Genomic DNA, 22,990 nt, shown 5'->3' on the forward strand with positions numbered 1-22,990 from the left:
GCCATGGACTGGGAAGCGGCGTTCACCCTGGCCACACTGGTCACGGTTCTGGGCACCCTGATCTTCACCCGGCTCTCCGCCGACCTGGTGCTGATGACGGCCATGGCCGTCATGCTGATCCTTGGCATCCTGTCCCCGGCCGAGGCTCTGGCCGGCTTCTCGAACCCCGGCGTGATCACCATCGCCACCCTCTACGTGGTCGCCGCCGGGCTCAAGGAGACCGGCGCTATCCAGTGGCTGGCCCGCCACCTCCTGGGCCACCCGAAGGGCACGTGGCGAGCCCAGGCACGGTTGGTGGTACCAACCGGCCTGATGAGCGCCTTCATGAACAACACCGCCGTGGTGGCCATGTTCATCCCGGCGGTCCAGGATTGGGCCCAGCGGCTGGGCATTCCCGCCTCCCGGCTGCTGCTGCCGTTGAGCTATGCCGCCATCCTGGGCGGCACCTGTACTCTGATCGGCACCAGCACCAACCTGGTGGTGGACGGGCTGCTGCAGTCCCGCCTCGACATCCAGCTGGGCCTTTTTGAACTGGCCTGGGTGGGGGTGCCACTGCTGCTGATCGGTGGCACCTTCCTGGTCCTGTTCGCCGACCGTATGCTGCCGGACCGCGGCGGCGTCACCGAGGACCTGGACGCCGTGCGCGAATACGGCGTGGAAGTGGAAGTGGACGAGAAAGGCCCGCTCACAGGCAAAACCGTTGCCGAGGCTGGCCTGCGCGCCCTGAACTACGGGTACCTAACGGAGATTGAGCGCGATGGCCATCTGATCTCACCGGTGGAACCAGACCGGGACCTGCAGGGCGGAGACCGGCTCTATTTCGTGGGGGCTCCGGAATGCGCCAGCGAACTGCGCCGCATCCAGGGCCTGAAGCCGGCCAACGCCAATGTGCAGAAGCTGGAGCTGGCCAACCACCAGCGCTGCCTGGTGGAAGTGGTCCTCGGCCAGGAATTCGCCGGGCTCGGGCAGACCGTGCGCGAAAGCCGCTTCCGCTCCCGGTTCAACGCGGCCATTCTGTCCGTCTCCCGTGAGGGTAAGCGCGTTTCGGGCAAGCTCGGCGACATCCGATTGCGCATGGGGGATACCCTGCTTCTGGAAGCCAGCCATGAGTTCGTGGAGCAGTACCGCTTCCGCCGCGACTTCCTGCTGGTCAGCGCCCTCAACGATTCCACACCGCCGGACTTCAGCCGTGCGCCGGCGGCTCTGGGCATCCTTGCCGGCATGGTGGCCTTCAGTGCCAGCGGCCTGCTCAGCATCATGGAAGCCGCCTTCCTTGCCGGCGGCTCCATGATCCTTTTCGGCTGCACCAGCGCCTCCCGGGCAAGGCGCAGCCTGGACCTGCCGGTGCTGGTGATCATCGCCTCGTCCTTTGCCCTGGGCAACGCCATGGACCAGACCGGTGCGGCCCAGTGGGTGGCCGGCAGCCTGCTTGGTAACAGTGAGATGTCGCCCTGGTTGGCCCTGGCCATCATCTACCTGCTGACCGCCCTGTTCACCGAGGTCATCACCAACAATGCCGCCGCTGTGCTCATGTTCCCCATCGCCCTGGCGATCTCCGAGCAGCTCGGGGTCAACTTCCTGCCCTTCGCCATCGCGGTGATGTTCGCCGCCAGTGCCAGCTTCATCACGCCGCTGGGCTATCAGACCAACCTCATGGTCTATGGACCGGGCCGCTACCGGTTCACGGACTACATGCGCATGGGGGTGCCGCTGAGTCTGCTGGTGGCCGCCACCGTCATCACACTGATTCCCCAGATCTGGAGCTTCCAAGGGTAACGCCGCCTACCCTCGATCCCGGTAGGCGAAGCGCCGCCACAGCCATTCGGCGGGGCCAGTGCGCCAGCGCCGCAACCACAGTGGCGCGACCACCAGAAGCACCAGCCAGACCGCCAGAATGAACTGCAGCTGTACCAGCCGGGGCGTGGCCTCAAAGCGTCCTCCGGTGTAGAAGAACGCCGTCCCCAGCACCGAACACAGCAGATAGGCGCTGAGCGCCAGCTTGCCCAGTGACTTCACGCGCTCCAGAAGCCCCTGGAACAGACCGCGCTGGAGCGCCAGCATCACCAGGGAGGCCCAGCCCAGTGCCACCAGGGGGCCGCCCCAGATGTTGAACTGACGGCCGGCGTAAAGTGACTCTGCCATGCGCCATTCATGGGTCATATTGTAGAGTACCCCCCACTGGCACAGCGGAATGCCGATGCCAAACCCGAGCAGCGCCAGCCGCCGGTAGGGCGACTCTGGCCATTGCCCGGAAAAGAAACCGCCCCGATAGAGCGCCATGCCCACCAGCATGAGCGCCAGCGCCCGCCAGCCCGATTCGGTCAGCAGCATGCTCGGCCAGCTTTCGACAAATACCATGAGCCGATGCTCCAACTGGGCAAGCCAGCCGCCCCGGTAAGCCTCAATCTCCTGCTGGACGAGCGAGGAATCCGCAGTCCAGAACTGCTGCCTGAAGGCCTCATACTCTTCGGCCGGAATCCAGTTGAGCATGCCGGTCATCAGTAGCGCGAACCCGAAAGGCACGAGATAGAACAGCAGCGCCCAGCCCAGCAGCCGGGTCGGCGGCAGGTTCCGGAAACGCGCGGCGACCAGCCCAACCACGGCGTACAGCAGCAGGATGTCGCCGTACCAGATGAAGACCAGGTGCCCCAGCCCGATGAGCGCCAGCGCCCCCATACGCCGCCGCAGCACCCGGCCCACCTGGAACCCTTCAGCGCTGAGCCGCTCTCCCTGGATCACCAGCCCAGCCCCGAAAAGCGCGGCCAGAAGCGGCATGAAGCTGTATTCGAACAGCAGATGGGAAACGAACCAGACCCAGAACTCCGCCCCCTCGAAGCCACCCATAACTCCGGGGTTGAGCTGGGCGGTGGAGACTTCGGCAAAGGCCCGAACGTTGATCACGAGGATACCCAGTATGGCGAATCCACGCAGTATATCGAGGCTGGCTAGGCGTTCCGGGCGTTGGGACATGCCCCAATTCTGATGCGCGCGCACCCGCTGTCAAATATTTCCCGCTCGGGACAGTATCGGGTACCCTTCCTGCATGCTGCTCACCAAAATCATCGCCGCCCTGCTCAGCCCCCTGCCCCTGGTTGGACTCATCCTGCTGGTGGCATGGGGCCTGCGCCTCCTGAAACGGACCCGGCTGGCCGTTACGGCGGCCTGCATGGCCGGCATCCTATTCCTGATATTCTCCGTCGAGCCCCTGGCCCGCTGGCTGATCCTGCCCCTGGAGTCCCGCTACGAGCCCATCACCCAGCCGCAGGCTTTCAGCAATGTCCGCTGGATACTGGTGCTGGGCTCCAGTGCCTCGGACGACGCGGATGCCCCCCCCACCACCCGTCTCAGTGGCATCGCCAGTCTCCGCCTGGCGGAAGGGCTGCGACTGCAGAACGCACTCCCGGAAAGCACCCTAATCCTCTCCGGGGGCAGCGTCTTCGGGGATGCGCCCAGTGCAACGGTCATGAGCCGGGCGGCGATCGAGATGGGCGCGGACTCGGAGCGCCTGCGCATTCACCCCAATCCAATGAACACTCGCCAAGAGGCCGAGTTCATGCGGGAGGCGGTCGGTGAGTCGCCTTTCCTGCTGGTCACTTCAGCCTCGCACATGCCCAGGGCCATGATGCTCAACCGCAAGGCGGGCCTGAACCCCATCCCCGCACCCACCGCCCGCCGCGCCGCGGGCACCGCCCTGAAGTCCGATCCTTCCTTCTGGTTACCCTCCGCGGGCGCCCTCGAGATGAGCGAACGGGCAATCCACGAGTACCTCGGTATTGCCTGGGCCTGGCTTGGTGGTCATATCTGAAATGCCCGCCCCTCGTGCCAAGGCGCTGGCTCTTCTGGGGCTCTGTGTCCTCAGTGCCCACAGTCTGGCCGAGCGCGTTTTCCCGCCCGAAGCCATCGCCGAGTGGGAGCACCACAGCTTCACCGGCGAGACAGACTACGAGCTGGTCACCGTTGATGGCCGCAAGGCCGTCCGCGCCACCTGCAGCGGCGACTCCGCATCAGGGCTGTACCTGGAGGAACCCATTGACCTCAGCGAGACGCGCATCATCGAGTGGCGCTGGCGGGTGGACTCCGTCTACAGCGATATCGACGAGCAAACCCAGGAAGGCGACGATTTCCCAGCCCGCATCTACGCTGTCCACAAACCCACCTGGCTGCGCTGGAAGACACGGGCCCTCAACTACGTCTGGGCCAGCGGGGAGCCGGAAGGCAGCAGCTGGCAGAACCCCTTCCAGTCACGGGCCCGGATGGTGGCGGTGAACTCGGGGCCGCCCGAGGACGGTGCCAAATGGCAGACCGTCACCCGGGACCTGCGGGAAGACTTCAGGCGCCACCACGGCGAGGTACCGGAAGAGCTCACGGCCCTGGCCATCATGACCGACTGCGACAACCACGGAGGCAGCACCCGCGCCTGGTATGGGCGGATCCGCCTGAGGTCGGGCTCTGCCGCTGACCGATAGTCAGTGGTTCTGCTGCTCCGCTTCGCCGGCCTGTTCCTGGCGGCGGCGTTCCAGCGCCTGCTGGTAGATGGCGTCGAAGTTGACCGGCGCCAGCATCAGGGGCGGGAAGCTGCCCTTGGTCACCAGCGTATCCACGGACTCCCGGGCATAGGGGAAGAGCACGTTGGGGCAGTAGGCGCCCAGCATCTGGCCCTGGCGGCTTTCGTCGAAATTGCGCACCACGAAGATGCCAGCCTGCTGTACTTCCACGATGTAGGCAGTCTTCTCGCCGATCTTCGCCGTCAGCGTCAGCTGCAGCACCACTTCATACTGGCCTTCCCCCAGCGCGGTATGGCTGGTATTGAGGTCCATGGTGACCTCTGGCTTCCATTGCTCCTGGAAGATGGTCGGCGTGTTGGGTGACTCGAAAGAGCTGTCCTTGATGTAGACGCGCTGAAGCGCGAACTGCGGCTGGTTCTCGTCGCCCTGCTGGCCGCCCGCGGCGCCAGCCTGTGTATCATTGTTCTCGGCCATTGCGTTATTCCTATCTAGTGTTACTGCTGCACGGGCCGGCAACCCCGGCCCGCCGCGTCACCGGCGCATTCACTTGGTGACCGGGAGGTTGGCGTTACGCCACTCCATCATGCCGCCGGTCAGCCGTGCCAACTGGAGCTCCTCACGGTTGGGAACCTCCTTCACGGCCATGCCTGAATGCTGGCCCGCCTTGTCCACGAGGATAATCAGTTTGTCCTTGTGTTTCCGGAGCTGGTTCCCACTTTCCTTAAGCTTCGCCATGGGAATATGCTCCGCGCCACGGATATGGCCCTCGGAAAACTCTTTCTTCTCACGGACATCGACCACCACGGCCTCGTCACGGTTAAGCATGAGAACCGCCTCCTGCGGCCCTACCTTGCGCCCGGCCCGGCTGCTTTCCACCCAGAAAAGCGCCAGCAGCAGCGCAAAGAAGGCACTGACCAGCATCCAGTGATTGACGACAAACTCAAATAGCTGTTGGATCATTCTCCGCCACACCTGTGTCCGGGCCATAACGGCCCTGTTCGTTCAGCGGCGATTATACACAGGGCCCGGCAGCGACGACAGGTGCGCCAATGGCCGGGGCACCCGTAATCAGGTTAGAATCAGACCCTTTCGAGGCAACCCGGAACCCGAACACATGAGTGACAGACCTCAGACAACCGCGCTCATCATCATGGACGGCTGGGGCCAGCGTGAGCCCACCGATGACAACGCCGTCAGCCTTGCCCATACCCCGGTCTGGGATCGGCTCTGGGCGGAATGCCCGCGCACGCTGCTCAATACCAGCGGCCTGGCGGTGGGCCTGCCCGAAGGCCAGATGGGCAACTCCGAGGTCGGCCATATGAACCTGGGCGCCGGCCGCGTTGTCTACCAGAGTCTCACCCGCATCAGCCGTGACATCGAGAACGGTACCCTGGCGGAGAACCCGGTGCTCGGCGGCGCCATCCGCAGCGCCATCGCGGCCGACGGGGCTGTTCACGTGATCGGCCTGCTCTCGCCCGGCGGCGTTCACAGCCACGAAGAGCACCTGTTCGCCGCCTGCCGCATGGCCATGGAACAGGGCGCGCGCTACGTCTATATCCATGCCTTCCTGGACGGTCGCGATACACCGCCGCGCAGCGCCCGCGAATCCCTGGAAAAGGCGGATCGGCTGCTGTGCGAAGCGGGCGTCGGTCGCGTGGCCTCCGTCGTCGGCCGTTACTTCGCCATGGACCGGGACAACAACTGGGACCGCATCGAAAAAGCCTACAACCTGCTCACCCTGGGCGAGGCGGAGCACCGTTTCGACTCTGCGGTTGCCGCGCTGGAAGCCGCCTACGAGCGGGGTGAAGACGACGAATTCGTAGCGGCCAGTGTAATTGCCGCGGAAGACGAATCCCCGGTCACCATCGATGATGGCGATGCGGTCCTGTTCATGAACTTCCGCGCCGACCGTGCCCGCCAGCTGGCGCACGCCTTCGTGGACCAGGACTTCACTGGGTTCAACCGCCGCAGCGAACCGCGCCTGTCCGACTTCGTCATGCTTACGGAATACGAGGCCAACCTGGACACCAGCTGCGCCTATCCGCCCGAGTCCCTGCCCAACATGCTGGGCGAATACGCCAGCAACCAGGGCCTGAAGCAGCTGCGCATAGCGGAGACGGAGAAATACGCCCACGTCACCTTCTTCTTCAACGGCGGCCGCGAGGAACCCTTCCCGGGCGAGGACCGTATCCTGGTGCCCTCCCCCAAGGTGGCCACCTATGACATGCAGCCGGAAATGAGTGCCCCGGAAGTCACGGACCGGCTGGTCGAGGCCATCAACAGCGGCCAGTACGACCTGGTGATCTGCAACTACGCCAACGGCGACATGGTCGGGCACACCGGCAGCATCGAGGCGGCAAGCAAGGCGGCCGAAGCGGTGGATGAAAGCGTCGGGCGGGTACTGGAAGCCCTGAAGGCCAATGGCGGCCAGGCCCTGGTGACCGCCGACCACGGCAACTGCGAACAGATGCGCGACCCGGGAACCGGCCAGCCGCACACAGCCCATACCACCCTGCCCGTGCCGCTGGTATATGTCGGTGACCGGAAGATCAGCCTGCGTGATGGGGGTGCGCTGTGCGACATAGCCCCGTCGCTGCTGAACCTTCTGGACCAGCAGCAGCCCGCAGAAATGACCGGCCAGACGCTGATCCAGCCCGGAGCCTGAGATGCGCCGCGTCGTTCTGGCGATGCTGCTCGGGACGGCGCTCGCGGCTCCGGCACAGGAGGATGAGCAGGCTGCCCGCGAGCGCCTGGATGAGGTCAAACAGGCCATCGAGTCCGTATCCCGCTGGCTCGAGGATGCCCGCGCCGACGAGGATGCCCACCTGACCCGTCTGCGGGAGGCCGAGGAGGCCGTCGCGCGCAGCCAGCAACGCCTCAACGAGCTCAACTCGGAGATAGCCGGGCTGGATGATGAGCTTGCGGAACTGGAACAGCGCAACCAGGAGCTGGAAGCAGAAGCCGAGCGCGGCCGGGAAACTCTCAGGGAAGTCGTCCGTTCCGCCTGGCGCCAGGGCGACCAGGCTGCCCTGCGGCTGTTCCTTTCCCAGCAGGACCCCGGCGAGGCCGCACGTCTGCTGGAGTGGCACCAGCGCCTGGGCAATTACACCCGCCAGCAGCTGGCGGACCTGGCGGATACCATGGAGGCGCTTGAGCGCAACCGGAAGGAGACGCAGGCAACGCGCGAACAGCTGGCTTCAAAGCGCGAGCAGGCCCGCGAGCAGCGCGATGAGCTGCAGCAGCGCCGCAAAGAGCGCGGGCAGCGCCTGGCGGAACTGCGCCAGCGCATCAGTGAGCGCGAAAACCGTCTGGCCTCCCTGCGCGAGGACCGTGAGCGGCTTGAGGAACTCCTGGAGGAAATGGCAGCGTCCATCTCAAACATCGAAGCCCCGGAGGATGTCCGGCCATTTTCCGAACTGCGTGCTAGACTGCCGTGGCCACTGGAAGGAACCGTCAGCAACCACTTCGGGGATGCGGTCGGTAACAGTGGCATGCAGGCCAATGGCATCCGCATCCGCGCGGACAAGGGCACGCCCGTAACAGCCGTCCACTACGGTCGCGTTGTCTTCGCCAACTGGTTGCGCGGGTTCGGTCTCATGATCATCATAGATCATGGCGACGGCTTCATGAGCCTGTACGGAAACAACGATACCCTGAGCCATTCGGCCGGGGAATGGGTACAGGCCGGCGAGACCATCGCCCGCACCGGCAACAGTGGCGGGCGTTCCCAGTCTGGTCTTTACTTTGAGATACGCCATAACGGCCAGCCGGAAAATCCCGAAGCCTGGCTCGAAAAGCACTGAACAGGAACGCAGCGCCCATGCGATACAGCTCCCGGAACCCCGTCACCACCCTCGCCCTCAGCCTGGCGCTGACGCTGACCGCCCTCCCCGGCGTCGCGGCCGAGCCCATGGAGGGGGATGACGACACCCCCACCCGGAACATCGATAAAGAACCGCCCGTGGACGGTCAGACCAGCGAGCTGGAAGTCCAGCTTGCGGACCCGGAGAAACAGCTGCCACTGGACGAACTACGCAAGTTCACCGAAGTGTTTGAGCGCATCAAGCGCGGCTACGTTGAGGAGGTCAGCGACAAAGAACTCCTGAACAAGGCCATCGATGGCATGCTTTCGGGGCTTGATCCCCACTCCGCCTACCTGGAACCCGAGGCCTTCTCCCAGCTGGAGGAAAGCACCTCCGGGGAGTTTGGCGGTCTGGGTATTGAGGTCGGCATGGAGGATGGCTTTGTCAGGGTCATCGCTCCGATCGATGGCACCCCCGCGCAGGAGGCCGGCATCGAGGCAGGGGATCTGATCATCGAAATCGACGGCGCGCCGGTGAAAGGCATGAGCCTGGAGGAAGCGGTCAAGGAGATGCGTGGCGAGCCGGGCTCCGAGATCACCCTGAGCATAGGCCGTGACGGAGAGAGCAGCCCCATTGAGGTGACTATTGAGCGGGCCATTATCGAGGTGGACAGCGTTCGCTCACGCATGCTGGAGCCCGGCTACGGCTATATCCGCATCAGCCAGTTCCAACAGAACACCGGCCAGGAGTTCAAGACAGCCTATGAGGCGCTGGTGAAGGAGCACGGCAAAGAGCTGGAGGGCGTGGTGCTCGATCTCCGGAACAACCCTGGCGGCGTGCTTGAGGCTGCAGTGGACGTGGCGGATTCGCTGATCGATGAGGGGCGGATCGTGTACACCAAGGGCCGGGTCGAGAGCAGCCAGCTGAGCTTTGAGGCCAGCGCCGGCGGCATTGCCGAAAACGTGCCTATTGTGGCCCTGATCAATTCCGGATCGGCCTCGGCCTCGGAAATCCTTGCCGGCGCGCTCCAGGACCAGCGCCGTGCCGTGATCATGGGCACCAAGTCCTTCGGCAAGGGCTCGGTTCAGACCGTCATGCCGCTGGGCGACAACCACGGCATCAAGCTCACCACGGCACGCTACTACACCCCGGATGGCCGCTCCATTCAGGCCAAGGGCATCGAGCCGGACATCGAAGTACGGCCGGCGGAACTGCGTGATGTGGAATCCGGCCGTCGGTTCAGCGAGGCAGACCTGCCTGGCCACCTTGAGAACGGCCAGGCCGGGGAGTCGGATGACACCAGCAGCGACGAGAAAGAGGAAGAGGCCCAGCGCCTGGACTACCAGCTGCGCTCGGCACTGAACCTGCTCAAGGGCATGCGGATCCTCACCCCGGAGCAGGGCAAGGTCCCGGAAGCGGAGTCCGAGGGGGACAATGGCGAGGCGGACTGACACAGGCATGCGGTTCACGCTCAGCCTTGCACTCAGCGCACTGCTGCTTCTGGGCCCAGGCAGCACAGCTGCCCAGGGCCCGCCTCCGACCATTGCCATCATTATCGATGACCTCGGCCTCAACCAGAAGGCCGGGGCACGGCTGCTGGCAATGGACCAGCCGCTGACACTGGCCTTCCTGCCCCACCGTCCCTATACCCGTGAACAGGCCAGAGCCGCGGCCAGCAATGGCAAGGAGGTCATACTCCACGCACCCATGGCCAATGAGGCCCGCATCGGTCTTGGGCCGGGCGGGCTGGCGGCTGACATGTCCCGCCGGGAAGTCCAGACCACGCTGCGCAGCGCACTGGCCTCGGTACCAGGAGCAACCGGTGTCAACAACCATATGGGCAGCCTGCTCACGCAGGTTGAGGAGCCCATGGGCTGGGTCATGGACGAACTGGCCGGGCGGGATCTGCTGTTCATCGACAGCCGCACCACGGCGGCCACCGTTGCGGCAACCACCGCGCTGTCAAAGGACGTGCCCGTCATGAGCCGGGACGTCTTCCTGGACAACAAGCGGGATCAGGCCAGCATCCACCAGCAGTTCCGGCTTCTGCTCAGGAAGGCACGGGAGAATGGCACCGCCATCGGTATCGCCCACCCGTATGAGGAAACGCTGGACTATCTAGAGGCGGTGCTCCCGGAGCTGGACAGGCACGGCTATGCCATTGCGACAGTCAGCCGGCTATGGTCCATGCGCCACGAAAACCAGCCACTACTGCGGAATCTGCCGAATCCACGACTGGTCCAGAAACAGGAGTAACCAGTTACAGGTTAACGCCCTTCTGGCACTGAAGTTCAAGGCGCATCAAGCGCAGAAATTCAGCGCCAGAAGGGCTTTAACGCATGACAATGCCGTGATCGCGCATGTAATCCTTCGCCTCGGCGATGGTGTACTCACCGAAGTGGAAGATGGACGCGGCCAGGACCGCATCGGCGCCCCCTTCCAGAACGCCGTCCACCAGGTGCTGCAGGTTGCCCACACCACCTGAGGCGATCACCGGAACGGGCACCGCATCACTGATGGCCCGGGTCAGACCCAGGTCAAAACCACTCTTGGTACCATCCCGGTCCATGCTGGTCAGCAGGATCTCGCCAGCGCCGTAGTCCGCCATCCGCTTGGCCCACTCAACCGCGTCCAGCCCCGTGGCATTGCGGCCACCGTGGGTGAATATCTCGTAGCGCGGCGTCTCGCCCTCGCCACTGACGCGCTTGGCATCAATAGCCACCACAATGCACTGGGAGCCGAAGCGCTCGGCGGCCTCACGCACGAACTCGGGATGATGCACGGCGGCGGTGTTGATGCTGACCTTGTCCGCCCCGGCATTGAGCAGGTTGCGGATATGCCCCACGTGGCGCACGCCGCCGCCCACGGTCAGCGGGATGAAGACCTCGCCAGCCATGCGCTCCACCGTTTCATAGGTGGTGTCCCGGCTCTCATGGCTGGCTGTGATGTCCAGGAAGGTAATCTCGTCGGCCCCGGCCTCGTTGTAGCGCCGCGCGATCTCGACCGGGTCCCCGGCATCGCGGATCTCGACGAAATTCACGCCCTTCACAACGCGGCCCTTGTCCACATCCAGGCAGGGAATGATGCGGCGTGCCAGGCTCATGACGAGGCCACCGAATCGCAGTAGCGCTGGGCCTCGGTCAGATCCAGTGTGCCCTCATAGATGGCACGGCCCGTGATGGCGCCGGCGATGCCGGAACTGGCCACCTGCGCCAGGGCCCGCACATCCACCATGCTGGAGACACCGCCGGAGGCGATCACCGGAATGGAGGTGGATTCCGCCAGCCGACGGGTGGCGTCCACGTTCACGCCTTCCATCATGCCGTCACGGGCAATGTCGGTGTAGACGATGGCGTCCACGCCATCGTTGGCGAAGCGCTGGGCCAGGGTCGTGGCCTCAACGCTGGAGGTCTCCGCCCAGCCCTCGGTGGCCACCATCCCGTCGCGGGCATCCAGACCCACGATGATACGGCCCGGGTGCGCGTGGCACATGGCCGTCACGAAATCCGGATCGCGCACGGCCTGGGTGCCGATAATGACCCACTGCACGCCCGCATCCAGGTAGGCCTCGACCACCTCGCGCGAGCGAATGCCGCCGCCGATCTGTATCGGTAGATCCGGGTATTGGCGCGCGATGGCGCGGATGATTCCGTCGTTGACCGGCTTGCCCTCAAAGGCGCCGTTCAGGTCCACCAGGTGCAGGCGGCGGGCACCGGCCTCCACCCAGCGTCCGGCGACCTCCACCGGATCCCGTGAGAAGACCGTGGAATCCTCCATGCGGCCCTGCCGCAGCCGGACGCATTCACCGTCCTTGAGGTCGATGGCGGGTATGATCAGCATCAGAGAGAACCGTCCCAATCAATGAAGTTGCGAAGAAGCTTGAGTCCGGCGTCATGGCTCTTTTCCGGGTGGAACTGCACCGCGAACAGGTTGGGTGCCGCCACCGCCGCGGCCAGGTCAACGCCGTAATGGCAACGACCGGCAAGATTAGCGTTGCCCTCGGCCTCCACGTAATAGCTGTGCACGAAGTAGAAGCGGGTGCCATCGGCAATGTCACGCCACAGTGCCGGTGCAGCCGTCTGGAACACCTGGTTCCAGCCCATGTGCGGCACCTTCAGGCGCTGCCCGTCCTCGCGCAGGTCATGGCCGAAGAAACGGACGCTGGCCGGCAGCATGCCGATCCCCTCGGTCCCCTCGTTCTCCTCGCTGGCCGCCATCAGCGCCTGCATGCCCACACAGATCCCCAGCAGTGGCTTCTGCTCCACCACTTCGCGCACCCAGTCATCCACCCCCAGGCGGCGGATCTCGGCCATGCAGTCCCGCATGGCGCCAACGCCCGGCAGGATCACCCGGTCCGCCGCGCGCACCCGCTCATACTGGTCCGTAATGGAGACGCGCACTTCCGGCGCCACCCGCTCAATGGCCTTACCCACCGAGTGCAGGTTGCCCATGCCGTAGTCAATGATCGCGACTTCCTGCATCTCAGAGCGATCCCTTGGTCGAGGGCATGGCGCCGGCGGCGCGCTCATCCTCTTCCACCGCCATGCGCAGGGCTCGGCCGAAGGCCTTGAACACCGTCTCGATCTGGTGGTGGCTGTTCGTGCCGCGCAGGTTGTCGATGTGGAGGGTGACCATGGCGTGGTTCACGAAGCCACGGAAAAACTCCTCGAACAGGTCCACATCGAAGTTTCCCACCCGCGGGCGTGTGAACGGCACCTCCATGGTCAGCCCCGGGCGGCCGGAGAGATCCAGAACCACCCGCGACAGCGCCTCGTCCAGCGGCACATAGGCGTGGCCGTAACGGTTGATGCCCTTCTTGTCGCCCACTGCCTTGGCCAGTGCCTGACCCAGGGTGATGCCGATGTCCTCGACGGTGTGGTGGTCATCAATCGCCAGATCACCACTGGCCTGGACGTTCAGGTCCACCAGGCCGTGACGGGCGATCTGCTCCATCATGTGCTCGAGAAAGGGCACACCTGTATCGAATTCCGCCTGCCCGGTTCCGTCCAGGTTCAGGCTTACCGAGATCCGTGTTTCGAGGGTATCGCGCTCAACGCGCGCCGTCCGATCAGCCATGTCATTCATCCACTGGCGTGCAAAACCGCCATTATAGCCCGAATACGCGCCCCTTTTCAGCGTCTCAGGCGCTGCGGAACGCGTTCTTGAGGTTGTCGATGTAGGTATCAACGAAGCTGTTGAACTCGTGCTTGATCACCGGGGAGATCGCCATCTTGAGCAGCCCCGGCAGCGGAAGGTTCAGCTCCGCTTCAGTCTGAAAGGTAAGCGCGGTCTGGCCTTCGCCGGCATCATGCAGATCCCAGCGGCCACCAACCAGGCCGTTGCCCTCCCCTCGCACCGGGGTCCATTCGATCACGCCGCGGTCGCGGTCCGCCTCGTAACGGCAGGCATAAACGGTCTGGATGCTGTACTTGTCCACACCGACCTTTTCCATTTCCCAGCGGTAGGTGTTGTCCCCCAGATCCGTCAGCTCGTGCACTTTCGGAAAGTAGGACACCGAGCGCGGCACGTCGGCCAGCAGCTCAAAAACCGCATCGTAATCGCCATCCAGCGTGAATTCGCGCTGGATCTCAATGGCTACCGTAATGGACATGGTTCCGTTCCTGTCGTTGTTCATGAAGCATTGTTTAAGGTCTGCGCACCTTCTCCAATTCCCCGCGCCCGGTCAAGGCAGCGCGTTACTCAGTGGTTCCTCAAGCCCCAGCCATGCGTTACCTTGATTGTCTGAAGCCACTGTCAGGGAAAGCAGAATGAAAGCCCTCCGCATCGCATTCATCGTCATTGTCGCACTGGTCATCCTGCTTGTCGCTGCCGTGGGCACGGCCATGATGGTCATCGACCCGAACGACTATAAGGGCCACATCGAACAGGCCGCCGCGGACAACACCAACCTGGAACTCAGGCTTAATGGCGACATCCAATGGTCCTTCATCCCCCTGGGGCTCTCGGTTGCGGATGTGGAAGCTTCCCTGGAGGGCAAGGAGTTCGTCGCGCTGGATGAACTGGTGGCAAGCGTTGACCTGTGGTCGCTGATCACGATGACCCCCGCCGTCCACACCTTCCAGCTGGACGGCTTCCGCGCCAATCTTGTGATGGACGAGGACGGCACCGGTAACTGGACCCGGGTCATGCCGGAGGCGGAAAAGACTCAGGAAGAAGAAGCCGCGGCCGACGAGACGCAACAGACCCTGACCGATGACTCGGGCAGTGAACTGATCAGCTTCAATGTTCAGGAAGTACGCATCAGCAATGCCCAGGTGAACTTCGAGAACCGCCAGTCCGGCCAGTCCTTCCAGCTCAGCAATGCCAGCCTGGATGCAAGTGACATTGCCCTGGGGCAGGACTTCCCTCTGGAGCTGGGTTTCAGTGTCTCCCTCAATGAGCCGGAGCTGGATGTGGACGGCACCCTGGCCATGCAGCTCAATGCCGCCCAGAACCTGAAGCAGTTCAGCATGAGCGGCCTTGAGGGCGACTTCACCCTGGCCGGCGCGCCCTTCAACGGGGAAACGGTCAGCGCCGGGCTGAGCGGGTCCGCCAGCGCGGACCTGGAGGCAGAAACCGCCAGCGTGAGCGACCTGGTGGCCAGCCTGGAGAACCTGGAGGTCACTTCCAATCTGAACATCCAGGGCTTCAATGCCAAACCCGACGTCAGTGGCGACCTGAAGCTGGCCGATTTCTCTCCGCGGACCCTGCTGGAGCGACTCGGCCAACCCGCCATCGAGACACGTGACAGCGAGGTTCTCGACCAGGCCGGCTTCGAGGCCACCCTGGCCACCCGCGAGGGCATGGTCCGGCTCAAGGACACCCGCTTCCAGCTGGACGAGACCGAATTCAAGGGCGAACTCGGCTATGGACTGGAAAACCAGGCGATCCTTGTGGATCTCCAGGGCAACCGCTTTGACCTGGACCGCTACCTGCCGCCTAAAGCCGAGGACGAGGAGGAAAACGCGCCGGCAGAAGACTCCGGGAGCCAGACAGCCGGCTCAGGCGATGCCGACCTGCTGCCGCTGGAGACGCTGCGCGGCCTTAATCTGGACATTGAGCTCGGCCTCGGGGAACTGGTGGCCAGCAACCTGACCCTGACCGATCTGCTGGTAAAGGTCACAGGCAGCGAGGGGCGCCTGTCACTGGACGAGCTCAGTGCCAAGCTCTATGACGGCGGCTTCAACATGACGGCGTCGCTGGATGCCCGCACAGACAACCCGCAATGGCAGTTCGACAAGAAGCTCTCCGGTGTCCAGACCCAGCCCCTGCTGATGGACCTGGCGGAAATGGATCTGCTCTCCGGCAGCGTGAACCTGAACGCCAACGGCACCTCCCAGGGCAACAGCATCAACGCCCTGCTCGAGAACTCGAACGGCAAGGCTGACTTCCGGATCGAGGAAGGCGCCATCGAGAAGGTCAACATGACGCGCATGGCCTGCCAGAGCATCAGCCGGGTACACGGCGAATCCCTGAGCGTGGATGACTGGGGCAACAAGACGCCCTTCAACGACATGAGCGGCAATTTCACCATCAACAGCGGTGTACTGGAGAACGAGAACCTGACCGCCGACCTCGCTGGCCTGCGCCTTGAGGGCGACGGCGTGGTGAACCTGATTGAATCCATGCTGGACTACCGCCTGGGCCTGCGGATTGTGGGTGAGGTCCACCGCGACCAGGCCTGCCGTGTGAACGAGCGCGTCCAGAACGTCGTGATCCCGGTCCGCTGCGAGGGTGGCTTCGGGGATGACCCGGCAGGGCTCTGCGGCTTCGACAGCAGCCGCTTTGGCGATGTGCTTGAGTCCATGGCCCGCCAGGAGATCGACCGCAAGAAGGAAGAGGCCAAGGACAAGGCACGCGAACGCGTCGAGAAGGCAATCAAGGAACGCGTGGACGAGGACACACGGGACCGGATCCGGAACCTGTTCAACTGATCATGACCGACTGGTTCGCCGAACAGCTGCTGCAGTGGTACGACCAGCACGGGCGCAAGAACCTGCCCTGGCACCGGGACCCATCCGCTTACCGGATCTGGGTCTCGGAGATCATGCTGCAGCAGACCCAGGTCACTACTGTCATTCCCTACTTCGAACGCTTCATGGAGCGCTTCCCCACAGTCGAGGACCTGGCCGCCGCCAGCACGGATGAGGTGATGGGTTACTGGTCCGGGCTCGGTTACTACGCCCGGGCGCGCAACCTGCACAAGGCCGCGATCACCATTGTGGAGCAGCACGATGGTGCGTTTCCGGAAGGACAGGACGCAATCCAGCAGCTGCCCGGCATCGGCCGCTCCACCGCCGCCGCCATTGTCGCCCAGGCCCATGGCCAGCGTGCCGCCATTCTGGATGGCAACGCCAAGCGGGTACTGGCCCGTTACCACGCGGTGGAGGGCTGGCCCGGGCGCACGGCGATTGCCAATGAACTCTGGGAGCATGCCGAGGCGCATACCCCGGACGAACGCATCCAAGCCTACACACAGGCCATCATGGACCTCGGCGCCATGGTCTGCACCCGGCGCCGCCCAGGCTGTGCCGCCTGCCCGGTACGCGAGGGCTGCCTGGCCTATGCACGCAACAACCCGGAGGCCTACCCCGGCAGCAAGCCGAAAAAGGAAAAGCCGGAGAAAAGCGTCTGGATGCTGGTGATTGAGGACGGAGAGGGCCGGATCCTGCTGGAGCAGCGCCCGCCCAGTGGTATCTGGGGCGGCCTGATGAGCTTCCCAGAAGCCGATCCCGCGCTGCAGCCGGAAGAGCTGCCGGAACACTGCGAGACCTCACTCGGGCTGGAAACATCCGAACCCGAAACACAGGAACCCTTCCGGCACACCTTCAGCCACTACCATCTGTGGATCCGGCCGGTGCGGCTCACCGCCATCAGTACCCGGGCGCTCCAGAATGACCGCAGCCGCGCGTGGCTCCACCGGGAGAGTGCCCTCGAGGCGGGGCTGCCCGCCCCGATACGCCGCCTCCTTAGCTGAACCCGAACACCTCAGGCGCTCGGCAGTGCCGCCATCACCGACTCACACACCTGCTCCATGGAGCAGCCATCACAGGTGATGGCAATGTCGGCGTAACGCCGGTACAGATCCAGGCGCTCATCAAACAGATCCTCGATGCTCTGGTCCGGCCGCTTGGAAATACCCCGCAGGCTGTAGTCCCCGATACGCTCACGCACGGTCTCTAGGGAAACATCCAGGAAAACCACCACGCTGCTGGTTTTCAGATGCGCCATACCGGATTCGGTGTAGACCACACTGCCGCCGGTCGCGATCACGTGGTTGGAAAGATCCAGCGACAGCAGCACCTGCTCCTCCACCTCGCGCAGCGCCTCATAGCCGTTCTCATCCACAATGGTCTGCAGGGTGGCCCCCGCACGACTCTGGATCAGCAGGTCCGTATCCACGAAGTCCCGGCCGCTGGCCTTGGCCAGGAGCACGCCCACCGTGCTCTTGCCCGACCCTGGCATGCCGATCAACGCGATATTGGTCTTCGATTCATTCATTAAGCGGTTACCCGGTACTTGTGGCATTTCCCCTATGATACGCAATGAAGCCCCGGTATGGACCCACCCCGCGAGCAGTCCAGCACCGGCAAGCAGGCGTATGCTGGAACATGGGTCATAAACCACTGCCCGAAAAAAACTGCCCGGTCTGCGGGCGCCCATTCAAGTGGCGTCGCAAGTGGGCCCGCTGCTGGGACCAGGTCATCTACTGCAGTGAACGCTGCCGTCGCCACAAGCGGCACCCGCAGGAGGTGCTGCGATGACGACGGTTGTCTGGTTCAAGCGCGACCTGCGGGTGGACGACCATGGGCCACTGCATGACGCCGCGGCCGACGACGTAATTCCGCTTTACGTGGTGGAGCCGGATTACTGGCAGCTGCTGGACACCAGTGAACGCCAATGGGCCTTCATGCACGATTCATTGTTCGACCTGGATGCGACGCTGCGTGACCTAGGCGCACCGCTGACCGTGCGTTACGGCGAGGTAACCACTGTCCTGCACAGACTCCGGGAAGAAACCGGGTTCACCCGGCTTGTGAGCCACGAGGAGACCGGCAACGACTGGACCTTCCAGCGCGACCGCGCCGTGGCCCTCTGGTGTCGGCAACAGGGCATCCAGTGGCGGGAATACCGCCAGTTCGGCGTGGTTCGTGGCCCGCATGACCGCGACCACTGGGATCAGGCCTGGCGCCGGGTCATGGAGGCATCCGCTTACCCAACGCCTCCACGCCTCACCCCGGCATTCACAGCCGATCCTCGCGCCCTTGAGTCGCTGACGGCACCGGCCTTTTGCGATCAGCGGCCCTGCCCCGGTCGCCAGCGCGGCGGCATAAGCCAGGGCCAGACCCTGCTCGCGGATTTCCTCGAGCAGCGAAGTCGGGGGTACGAGAAGCGCATCTCCAGCCCCGTTACGGCCTGGGAGGCGAGCTCGCGCCTGAGCCCGCATATTGCCCACGGCACGGTCTCCGTTCGGCGGATCGTCCAGCAGTGCCGGGCTACCACCGCAGACCCGGAAACCTCCGGCGCCCAAAGGCGAAGCCTCAAGGCGTTCCGCTCACGCCTGCACTGGCACTGTCACTTCATCCAGAAACTGGAAGACGAACCGGCCATTGAGCTCCAGACCATCCACCCGGACCTGGAAGGACTGCGCAACCCCGGCGACTGGCCGGAAGCGCTCGAGCGCTGGCGTGAGGGTACTACTGGCTGGCCACTGGTGGACGCCTGCATGCGGGCCCTGCACCACAGCGGCTGGATCAACTTCCGGATGCGGGCCATGCTCATGGCGGTGGCCAGCTACCACCTGCACCAGCACTGGCGGGAGCCGGCGCTGCACCTGGCGCGCCTGTTCACAGACTACGAGCCCGGCATCCACTACCCCCAGGCGCAGATGCAGTCCGGCCTGACCGGCATCAACGCCCTGCGCATCTACAACCCGGTGCTCCAGTCCCACAAGCTGGACCCGGAGGGCCGCTTCATCCGGGCCTGGGTTCCGGAACTGGCCGACGTCCCGAACGAGTGGCTCCACACGCCCTGGGGCCTGTCGTCCACGCAACGCAGCCGTCTCGGCGCCGGCGCCTACCCCCTGCCCTTGATTGATCACGAGGAAGCGGCCCGCCGCGCCCGGGCGCACATCAAGGCCTGGCGGCAACAGCACGTTCGCAGGGAAGTCACGGACCTGGTTCTGGAGCGCCATGGCAGCCGGGCTACACGCGGCCGGAACCGGCAGTCCACAAGCCCCTCAAGGCGCCAGTCCGGCTCAGGCAATAACGGGCAGATGGATCTTTTCCAGTAAGAGGCGGGCCACTGCCTGCTACAGATCTTCGATATTGATCAGGACCTCTTCCGCCTTCGCCAGCACCGCGCCGCGCTTCTCCTCGCCCTGACCGTCCCAGTTGCGATAGATCATGCCCATGCGGGGATTGCTCTGGAATTGCTCGCGATGCCGATGAATGAAGTGCCAGTAGAGGCTGTTGAAGGGGCAGGCGTCCGGCCCGGTGGTGTCGTTTACGTTGTAGGCGCAGTGGCGGCAGTGGTCGGACATTCGGTGGATGTACTTGCCGCTGGCCGCGTAGGGCTTGGAGCCGAGGATGCCGCCATCCGCGTGCATCACCATGCCCTGGGTATTGGGCCGCTCCACCCAGTCGAAGGCATCCGCGTAGACGCCCAGATACCAGTCGCAGATGGCCTCCGGATGGACGCCGGCAAGCAGCGCGAAGTTACCCGTGACCATCAGCCGCTGGATGTGGTGGGCGTAGGCGTGCTCCAGGGTATTGCCGATGGCCTTCGCCATGCAGCGCATCCGGGTATCACCGGTCCAATAGAACCAGGGGAGTGGGCGCGTGTTGCCGAGCCGGTTCTCCGCCGCGTAACCGGGCATCAGCGTCCAGTAAAGCCCGCGCACGAACTCGCGCCACCCAAGGATCTGGCGGATGAAACCCTCGACGGCATTCAGGGGCGCGCGGCCCGCGTGGTACTCGGCCTCTGCCGCCTCGCAGACTTCCCTCGGTAGCAGCAGCCCAATGTTGAGGTAAGGCGAAAGCAGCGCGTGGAACAGGTTCGGCTCGTCATCCGCCATGGCGTCCTGGAAGTCACCGAACCAGGGCAGACGGTGCGCCAGGAAATGATCCAGCGCCCTGAGCGCGTCCGCCCGCGTCACGGCCCAGCCGAAGGAATCCGTGCGCCCGACGTGCCCGCCCAGGTTGGACTCAACCTCCGCAATCACCCCTTCAGTGGTTGCATCCGGCTCAACCCGGAACGGCGGCGGCGCGGGCGGGTCGCCCTTCCACTTCTTGCGGTTGTCCGCATCCAGGTTCCATTCGCCACCCTCGGGCTGGCCATCGGCAGTTATCAGCAGGCCGGTCTCTCGGCGGAGTTCCCGGTAGAAGTATTCCATGCGCCACTGCTTGCGGTTCCGGCTCCACTTCTGGAAGCGGTCAACCGTGGCGAAGAACCGGTTATCGGAGCGGATGCTCAGCGGCGCGGGTAGTTCCCACTGGCGCATTGCATGGTCGAGCCGCCACTCACCGCATTCGGTGGCAACGACCCCTTCGGCACCCAGTGATTCCGCCGAAGACCGGACCACATCCCCGAGGCTTTCACAGGCACTGTCCGGATCGAACGCGTGGTAATGAACACACCAACCCGCCTGCTCAAGCTCGGCCGCGAAATGGCGCATGGCACTGAAGATCAGCACCAGCTTCTGCTTGTGGTGGTTGGTATAGCCGGCCTCTTCCGCAACCTCCGCCATCAGGACGTGGTCACGCCCGGGGTCGGCCTCCACCAGGGAAGGCAGCGAAGGAGTGAGCTGATCGCCGAGGATCAGGATTAGATTGCGGGGTGTTTGGTTTGCCATGTGAGGCGATACGCTGTGTATCGTCCCCTGGTTCGCCCCTTATTCCAGAGCGAAGGTCACACGCACATCAGCTCTGGCCTGCACACTGCCCGCCTCAAAGTCGTCCGCTTCCTGCGCTCCCTCGCGTGTATCCGCCGCCATCATCCGGCGCGGGCCAGGCTGGGACACCTGCTGCTCCTGAATGGAAAGCGTCTGTCCCAGCTCACGACCGGCGCTGTCCGCCAGTGCCTGAGCCCGCCGGCGCGCGCTTTGAAACGCCCGGGCCAGCGCCTGCTGTTCGGCCGTATCACCCTCCCGGAGCCGGAAATTGCTGACGGAAAGCCGCTGGGGGCCCTTCTCCGAAAGCCGTGCTGTCCATTCCCCCAGTTCCGCAACCGGCAACGCCATCAGCTGAATGCTTCGAGTAGCCTTGTAACCTTCCAGGCTCTGTTCCCCCTCGTCCCAGCGATACTGCGGTGCAACCGCCAGGGTACGGGCCTGGAGTTCAGCCCCATCCGGCAGTGAACCCCGCAGTTTCTCGACCAGTGGATTCACCTTCGCCCGCAGGCGCTCACTTGCCTCGTGGGTACCATCCGCCGTTACCCCGAACCCCAGGTGCAGATCCGCCAGCTCCGCCGGCAGGCTGATCTCGCCCGTGCCGCTGACCTCAACCCGATGCGGCTCATCCGCATCCTTGTCGCTGCAGCCGGCCAGTACAGCCAGTGCCGCAATCATCATCAATGGGCTACGCATATCCCCTCCTTATGGAATCACTGCTGACCAACCACGGACCGGACCACTTCAGACAGGCCAAGGCCGCTGGCTTCAATGTCCAGAATATACATGGATAACGCAACTCCCGGGTTGAACCCGCATTATGCACCAGAAAACCAGGAACATCCGCCCGTGGCCGCTGGCCGGTGTTCAGCCAGGGCGTTACAGTGGATTCAGGCACATATCCGATGAGGTGACCATGAAGAAAATGAAGAACGAAAAGGAAATGGTCAAAAAAGCCATTGAGGAAGGCATGAAGTACGGCGAGAACCGGGGCGTGGTGGAGTTTGAGGCCACGGACTCCCAGGAGGCGAAGATCGAATACATCTACCGGCTCCTCGTGCACGACAACGTTATCCAGCCGATCCCGGAAGACCAGATCTCACAGAAGGCCATGAAGCACAAGCTGGCGATCTGGGCCTCCAAGCTCAAGTAGTGCACGGAAGGCGCCCACCGAACGTATAGAGTCGGTAGAGGATAGGAACAGGAAACGACCCATGCAGAGTGAACGAATCAAGTGGCTGCTTCACAAGGGACTGATCGCCCTCCCCATCATCCTCATCCTGGTGCTGCTGGCCCGATGCGGCGGTGAACCGGACGGCAGTGGCGAGCAGACCTCCACGGATCAGGCGTCTGAGCCCACCCCGGAGCAGACGGACGCCGAGGAGGAAAATCGCGACCAGGCCCAGACCAAGGAGCGGGACCCGGAGTCCTTCACTGCTGAAGAGATCAAGGCCGCGATGCGCGAGCACATCGAGAACCGCACCCAGATGGGCAACCCCGGCGTCTTCGAGATCACGGACCCGCGCACCAGCCAGACGCTGGAGCTTCGGTTCCAGAAGATCCACGACCCGGTGCGCACCATGGGCGATGGCCACTACTTCGCGTGCACCAACTTTGCGGAGATTGGCGATCCCTACAAGACCTATGACCTGGACTTCTGGCTGCAGGTCCATGACGGCGAGCTGGTGGTGTACGAGGAAAACGTTCACAAGCTGCCCGTGCACAAGCACGGCGAATGGGTACAGCAGCCGCGGTACAACTTCGTGGATGACCGGATCAACCTGCTCAGGTAG

Annotated in this window: 24 protein-coding genes; 13 read left to right on the plus strand and 11 right to left on the minus strand. The window is 64.1% G+C overall.

Annotation, left to right across the window (positions count from 1 at the left end; genetic code table 11):
- Positions 1-3: 3 nt before the first annotated feature.
- On the plus strand, positions 4-1,776 hold the full coding sequence (locus tag H4I92_RS03960; RefSeq protein ID WP_077529361.1) for an SLC13 family permease: 1,773 nt from the start codon (positions 4-6) through the stop codon (positions 1,774-1,776).
- Positions 1,777-1,782: 6 nt separating this feature from the next.
- On the opposite strand, the gene H4I92_RS03965 is transcribed toward H4I92_RS03960, so the two are convergent.
- Entirely contained in the window at positions 1,783-2,970 is a 1,188-nt protein-coding gene (locus H4I92_RS03965; RefSeq protein ID WP_077529362.1) for a DUF418 domain-containing protein, read from the minus strand.
- A 73-nt stretch (positions 2,971-3,043) separates the two neighbouring features.
- On the opposite strand from H4I92_RS03965, the gene H4I92_RS03970 reads away from it, so the two are divergent.
- Both H4I92_RS03970 and H4I92_RS03975 read left to right on the plus strand, forming a co-directional pair.
- Positions 3,044-3,805: an ElyC/SanA/YdcF family protein gene (locus tag H4I92_RS03970; RefSeq protein WP_077529363.1), complete on the plus strand. Its 762-nt coding sequence runs from the start codon at positions 3,044-3,046 to the stop codon at positions 3,803-3,805.
- A gap of 1 nt (position 3,806) precedes the next feature.
- Entirely contained in the window at positions 3,807-4,466 is a 660-nt protein-coding gene (locus tag H4I92_RS03975; protein WP_077529364.1) for a DUF3047 domain-containing protein, read from the plus strand.
- Here the strand turns inward: H4I92_RS03975 and secB are convergent, their stop codons facing one another.
- Together secB and H4I92_RS03985 are read right to left on the minus strand one after the other, a co-directional pair.
- Positions 4,467-4,979 carry a protein-export chaperone SecB gene (gene secB / locus H4I92_RS03980; protein ID WP_077529365.1) on the minus strand — a complete coding sequence of 171 codons (513 nt, stop codon included), beginning with the start codon at positions 4,977-4,979 and terminating at the stop codon, positions 4,467-4,469.
- 69 nt (positions 4,980-5,048) lie between these two features.
- The gene (locus tag H4I92_RS03985) at positions 5,049-5,465 is read right to left on the minus strand and encodes a rhodanese-like domain-containing protein (protein WP_218668131.1); all 417 of its coding nucleotides are present in this window, start codon (positions 5,463-5,465) and stop codon (positions 5,049-5,051) included.
- 154 nt (positions 5,466-5,619) lie between these two features.
- Between H4I92_RS03985 and gpmI the strand changes: the two genes are divergently transcribed.
- From gpmI to H4I92_RS04005, 4 genes are read left to right on the plus strand one after another with little or no spacing between them, the layout of a single operon-like run.
- Positions 5,620-7,170 carry a 2,3-bisphosphoglycerate-independent phosphoglycerate mutase gene (gene gpmI, locus H4I92_RS03990; RefSeq protein ID WP_077529366.1) on the plus strand — a complete coding sequence of 517 codons (1,551 nt, stop codon included), beginning with the start codon at positions 5,620-5,622 and terminating at the stop codon, positions 7,168-7,170.
- A gap of 1 nt (position 7,171) precedes the next feature.
- On the plus strand, positions 7,172-8,308 hold the full coding sequence (locus H4I92_RS03995; protein WP_077529367.1) for a murein hydrolase activator EnvC family protein: 1,137 nt from the start codon (positions 7,172-7,174) through the stop codon (positions 8,306-8,308).
- Positions 8,309-8,325: 17 nt separating this feature from the next.
- Positions 8,326-9,759, plus strand: coding sequence for a S41 family peptidase (locus H4I92_RS04000; protein WP_077529368.1), 1,434 nt, complete (start codon positions 8,326-8,328; stop codon positions 9,757-9,759).
- Positions 9,760-9,766: 7 nt separating this feature from the next.
- Positions 9,767-10,564, plus strand: coding sequence for a divergent polysaccharide deacetylase family protein (locus tag H4I92_RS04005; RefSeq protein ID WP_077529369.1), 798 nt, complete (start codon positions 9,767-9,769; stop codon positions 10,562-10,564).
- 76 nt (positions 10,565-10,640) lie between these two features.
- Here H4I92_RS04005 and hisF read toward each other — a convergent pair whose 3' ends face one another.
- The 5 genes from hisF to H4I92_RS04030 form a co-directional block, all read right to left on the minus strand.
- Positions 10,641-11,411 carry an imidazole glycerol phosphate synthase subunit HisF gene (gene hisF / locus H4I92_RS04010; protein ID WP_077529370.1) on the minus strand — a complete coding sequence of 257 codons (771 nt, stop codon included), beginning with the start codon at positions 11,409-11,411 and terminating at the stop codon, positions 10,641-10,643.
- A complete protein-coding gene (hisA, locus tag H4I92_RS04015) occupies positions 11,408-12,148 on the minus strand; it encodes a 1-(5-phosphoribosyl)-5-[(5-phosphoribosylamino)methylideneamino]imidazole-4-carboxamide isomerase (RefSeq protein ID WP_077529371.1) in 741 nt (246 codons plus the stop codon). The genes hisF and hisA overlap by 4 nt, the downstream gene beginning before the upstream one ends.
- A complete protein-coding gene (gene hisH / locus H4I92_RS04020; protein WP_077529372.1) occupies positions 12,148-12,789 on the minus strand; it encodes an imidazole glycerol phosphate synthase subunit HisH in 642 nt (213 codons plus the stop codon). The genes hisA and hisH overlap by 1 nt, the downstream gene beginning before the upstream one ends.
- Position 12,790: 1 nt before the next feature.
- Positions 12,791-13,384 carry an imidazoleglycerol-phosphate dehydratase HisB gene (gene hisB, locus H4I92_RS04025; RefSeq protein WP_077529415.1) on the minus strand — a complete coding sequence of 198 codons (594 nt, stop codon included), beginning with the start codon at positions 13,382-13,384 and terminating at the stop codon, positions 12,791-12,793.
- Between the two features lie 64 nt (positions 13,385-13,448).
- The gene (locus tag H4I92_RS04030) at positions 13,449-13,919 is read right to left on the minus strand and encodes an SRPBCC family protein (RefSeq protein WP_077529373.1); all 471 of its coding nucleotides are present in this window, start codon (positions 13,917-13,919) and stop codon (positions 13,449-13,451) included.
- A 157-nt stretch (positions 13,920-14,076) separates the two neighbouring features.
- Here H4I92_RS04030 and H4I92_RS04035 point away from each other — a divergent pair, with 157 nt between their 5' ends.
- Both H4I92_RS04035 and mutY read left to right on the plus strand, forming a co-directional pair.
- Complete coding sequence (locus tag H4I92_RS04035; RefSeq protein WP_077529374.1) at positions 14,077-16,242, plus strand: AsmA family protein; 2,166 nt, start codon at positions 14,077-14,079, stop codon at positions 16,240-16,242.
- Between the two features lie 2 nt (positions 16,243-16,244).
- Positions 16,245-17,285 (plus strand): A/G-specific adenine glycosylase, encoded by a 1,041-nt coding sequence (gene mutY, locus H4I92_RS04040; RefSeq protein WP_077529375.1) that lies wholly within the window; start codon positions 16,245-16,247, stop codon positions 17,283-17,285.
- Between the two features lie 11 nt (positions 17,286-17,296).
- On the opposite strand, the gene H4I92_RS04045 is transcribed toward mutY, so the two are convergent.
- The gene (locus tag H4I92_RS04045) at positions 17,297-17,809 is read right to left on the minus strand and encodes a shikimate kinase (protein ID WP_077529376.1); all 513 of its coding nucleotides are present in this window, start codon (positions 17,807-17,809) and stop codon (positions 17,297-17,299) included.
- A gap of 110 nt (positions 17,810-17,919) precedes the next feature.
- Between H4I92_RS04045 and H4I92_RS04050 the strand changes: the two genes are divergently transcribed.
- On the plus strand, positions 17,920-18,072 hold the full coding sequence (locus H4I92_RS04050; protein ID WP_077529377.1) for a DUF2256 domain-containing protein: 153 nt from the start codon (positions 17,920-17,922) through the stop codon (positions 18,070-18,072).
- Positions 18,069-19,601: an FAD-binding domain-containing protein gene (locus H4I92_RS04055; protein ID WP_077529378.1), complete on the plus strand. Its 1,533-nt coding sequence runs from the start codon at positions 18,069-18,071 to the stop codon at positions 19,599-19,601. The genes H4I92_RS04050 and H4I92_RS04055 overlap by 4 nt, the downstream gene beginning before the upstream one ends.
- Before the next feature lie 18 nt (positions 19,602-19,619).
- Here the strand turns inward: H4I92_RS04055 and H4I92_RS04060 are convergent, their stop codons facing one another.
- Positions 19,620-21,161, minus strand: a complete 1,542-nt coding sequence (locus H4I92_RS04060; RefSeq protein ID WP_077529379.1) for a cryptochrome/photolyase family protein — start codon at positions 21,159-21,161, stop codon at positions 19,620-19,622.
- Between the two features lie 39 nt (positions 21,162-21,200).
- Positions 21,201-21,893: an SIMPL domain-containing protein gene (locus H4I92_RS04065; RefSeq protein WP_077529380.1), complete on the minus strand. Its 693-nt coding sequence runs from the start codon at positions 21,891-21,893 to the stop codon at positions 21,201-21,203.
- A gap of 220 nt (positions 21,894-22,113) precedes the next feature.
- Between H4I92_RS04065 and H4I92_RS04070 the strand changes: the two genes are divergently transcribed.
- Positions 22,114-22,350 (plus strand): DUF5062 family protein, encoded by a 237-nt coding sequence (locus H4I92_RS04070; RefSeq protein ID WP_077529416.1) that lies wholly within the window; start codon positions 22,114-22,116, stop codon positions 22,348-22,350.
- 61 nt (positions 22,351-22,411) lie between these two features.
- Entirely contained in the window at positions 22,412-22,990 is a 579-nt protein-coding gene (locus H4I92_RS04075; protein ID WP_077529381.1) for a hypothetical protein, read from the plus strand.

The organism is Vreelandella halophila, from assembly GCF_019903425.1.
GTDB classification, from domain to species: Bacteria; Pseudomonadota; Gammaproteobacteria; order Pseudomonadales; family Oleiphilaceae; genus Halospina; species Halospina halophila.